Source organism: Streptomyces viridochromogenes DSM 40736 (genome assembly GCF_000158955.1).
Taxonomy (GTDB): domain Bacteria; phylum Actinomycetota; class Actinomycetes; order Streptomycetales; family Streptomycetaceae; genus Streptomyces; species Streptomyces venetus.
Genome location: NZ_GG657757.1, coordinates 2,722,826 through 2,725,960, shown reverse-complemented (window position 1 = coordinate 2,725,960; position 3,135 = coordinate 2,722,826). Strand labels below are relative to the sequence as shown.

Sequence of the window (3,135 nt, the reverse complement as noted above, 5' to 3'; positions counted from 1 at the left end):
CGGCCTTCCACAGGCTGCGTGTCGTATCCCGCGCAACCCGGTCGGCCGGTACCGCCCGCCGATGAGACGCTCCGGCGGCGCCCCCTCCCCGCCCAGCCGCCGCACCGTCTCCTCGCTCACGGTCGCGAACGCCGTGCCCGGGGCGTCGCCCTGGCCGCCGGATGTCTCGGCCCGGAACTCCCCGGCCGCGAGGCCCGCCCGTTCGTCGATCAGGCCACCGACCCGCGCGAGGAACTCGCGGGTCCGGCCGCGGGCCGTGCGCGGGAGGGAGCGCAGCAGCAACTCCCGTACGCCGGGCCGGAACGCGTACGAGCCCGGTGGCCCGGGGACGGAGATGAGCATGCCGCTGAGGATGACCTCGGCGAGATGCTGGGGGCGCGGGTCGCGGTCCAGGGCGCGCTGCACGAGACGCATCACCGGGACAGAGGGGACCGCCAGCGCGAGGTGCCCGGCGAGGCGGAAGGCTTCCGGGGACGCGGTGGCGCGGAAGCGCAGCACCAGGTCCTCCGGGGAGGACGAGGCGAGATCGGGGGCCGGTTCGGCGGGCGGTGCGGGGGCGGGCGGCAGCCAGGCCACCGCACCGGGTGTGCGGGCACCACCCGGGTCGGCCACCAGGGCCGCCCAGTGGGCGAGCCAGGGGGCGCCCGGTTCCAGGACGGGGACCGGGAGGGCCTGCTCGGAGGCGGGGGCGGGTGCGGGGTCGTACGGGGTGAAGGCCAGTGTCGCCGAGGGCGCCGCCGTGGACGGCGCGGTGAGCAGGCCCGGTTCGGCGGGGAGCGCGGTGGTGGGCCAGAGGTGTTCCGGGAGCGGCTGGACGACGGCGAGCGGCATGTGCCGGGCCCAGTGCCGCAGGGTGCGGTACCAGCGGTCGCCCGCCTCGCCCGGGCGCCACTGCGGGCCCATGCAGTCGCTGAGGACGAGGGTGACCGTGCGGCCGTCGTCGAGGACGGGCACCTGGCGGGCCCGGCCGTCGGGCGTGGCCGGGTGCAGGCCGACCGTGCGGAAGATGCCCGACTGGGCGAGTGCCGCGTGCAGTTCGGCCACGAGAGGGCGCCAGACCGGCATGGTGGGGCCGGTGTCGTGCACGAGGTTGAGGCGCAGCCAGCGGTCGGGGGCCGGGCGCAGCACGGGGAACCACACGTCGGGGTGGGCGCCGAGCCGGGCGATCCGGTCGGCCGTGGCCCGCTCGTCCAGCACCCGGCCGTGCGCGGAGGGCACCTCGCGCTTCAGCGGGCGCAGGGCGCGTTGCAGCGCCAGCGGGTGCGGGAGCATCGGGGGCGCCGGGGCGAGGAGGGGCGATCCGCCGCCGCCCGGGTGGTCGGGCCGGTGATGCGGGGAGCGGGGGGCGGGCAGGCTGAGGGGAACGCGGCCGGGGGTCGGGCCGGTTGCCTCCGGGGCCTCCGGGGACGGGTCCGGCGTACGGTGAGACGGCTCCGGCTGCGCAGGCCCCGCAGCGCCGTTCTCCTCAGGGACGGAGGCACCCTCCCCGGCGGCGGCACCCTCCCCTCCGGCGGCACCTTCCCCGGCGGGGCCGCCGGACGCGACGGCCCCCGACGGCGTCTCCTCCGGCCGGTCCGGTGGTGCCAACCGGGCTGCCATCCACAGCAGTTCCGCCAGCTCCCGGGGCGTCGGCGACGCGCCCGCCGCGGCCAGGGCCGCGGCCAGCCGGGCGACCGGCGACGGCCGCCCGGTGCCCGGGTCAGAAGCCATCGCCGTCGGCCGTCGCGCTGAGGTACGGCATCAGCTGCTCGGCGAGGTCGTCGCGGGAGTCGGCGTCCAGGCCCGCGACCCCGGTGAGGTACAGGGCGTTCAGCAGCTGGTCGGTGGCCAGTTCGCCGCCGGCGGCCCGTTCCAGGAACTGGCTGATCATGCGGTCGGCGTGGCCGTCCGGGGTGTCGAGGTGGGCGCGGACGATGTCGGTGAGCTGGTCCCGGTCGGGGCGGCGCAGCTTCAGCCGGACGCAGCGGCGCAGGAAGGCGGGCGGGAACTCGCGCTCGCCGTTGCTGGTCAGCACCACGAACGGGAAGGCCCGGCAGCGCACCCGGCCGCGGTGCACGGTGACCGGGGTGTCCGTGCCGTCCGCGAGGACCTCGGCCGCGCCGCCGCCCGAGTGGCGGGCTGCCCGCACCAGTTCGGGGATCTCGTACTGGCCCTCCTCCAGCACGTTGAGCAAGTCGTTCGGCAGGTCGAGGTCGCTCTTGTCGATCTCGTCGACGAGCAGGGCGCGGGGCCGGTCGTAGGGGAGCAGGGCCGTGCCGAGCGGGCCGAGGCGGAGGTGGTCCTCGACCTCGGCGGCGGAACGGCCGGAACGGTCCTGCCCGTCCCGCCGCTCCCGGGCCGCGTACAGCCGGGACAGCGGGTCGTACTGGTAGAGGCCGTCGGCCAGGGCGCTGCGGCTGGTGATGTTCCAGCGCAGGACCGGCCCGAGGCGCAGCTCGCGGGCGACCGCGTAGGCCAGGGAGGACTTGCCGGTGCCGGGTGGGCCGGTGACGAGCAGCGGGCGGCGCAGGCAGAGCGCGGCGTTGACGAGCCGGACGCTCTCGGGGGTGGCCACGTACGACTTCGCCCGGTGCACACGGTCGGGGGAGACGGCCGTCGCGTCGTCGGTGTCGTGCGGCGGCGGCAGGGCGGGCCCGCCGTCGAAGGCGCGCCAGGGCGGTGGATCGGGGAGGTCGTCGATGCCGTCGTGCGGCTCGTTGCTGCCGGTGTAGACGGACCAGTGCGGCATGGGGGTGTGGTCTCCGCTCTCCGTTTTCGTGCGGGTGTTCCTCGGGCGCCGGGCGGCTTCCCGGTGGGTCAGGCCACCGGTGTTCGGGTGTGGGCCGCGGCGACGGCGTGCGGGTCGGTGAAGACACGCGGGTCGTCCCACAGCAGCTGGATGCCGTGGGCCCAGTGGTCCTCCTCCGCGGCGGCCTCCTCGCGCAGGGCCAGGACGTGGCGGGGGAGTTCGGCGGGCGGTACGTCCGCGACGCAGGCGTCGAGCGCGTCCAGGAAGGCCTTGCCGGTGCAGCCGTCCGCTCCGGAGCAGTCCTCCTGTCCCGAGCCGCAGCCGCCGCGCGACCACACGATCACCGGGGCCGGCGCGGTGAGCGAGGTGTCGAACTGCGGCCGGGTGCGGGAGGCGGCCGGGGCGGT

At 77.0% G+C, this 3,135-nt stretch carries 2 protein-coding genes and 1 pseudogene; all 3 read right to left on the bottom strand.

The annotated features are described in order from the left end of the window. Positions 1-1,710: SAV_2336 N-terminal domain-related protein (locus tag SSQG_RS11945; protein WP_003990015.1), on the bottom strand; the 1,710-nt coding region annotated here is incomplete at its 3' end. After that, positions 1,700-2,728 carry an AAA family ATPase gene (locus SSQG_RS11940; protein ID WP_003990014.1) on the bottom strand — a complete coding sequence of 343 codons (1,029 nt, stop codon included), beginning with the start codon at positions 2,726-2,728 and terminating at the stop codon, positions 1,700-1,702. The genes SSQG_RS11940 and SSQG_RS11945, both read right to left, overlap by 11 nt. Before the next feature lie 68 nt (positions 2,729-2,796). Then, positions 2,797-3,135 (bottom strand): annotated as a pseudogene (locus SSQG_RS11935) (trypsin-like peptidase domain-containing protein); the annotation flags it as partial.

Coding starts and splice junctions, on each gene's coding strand:
- SSQG_RS11940 (WP_003990014.1), bottom strand. CDS start 2,728: ATGCCGCACTGGTCCGTCTACACCGGCAGCAACGAGCCGCACGACGGC.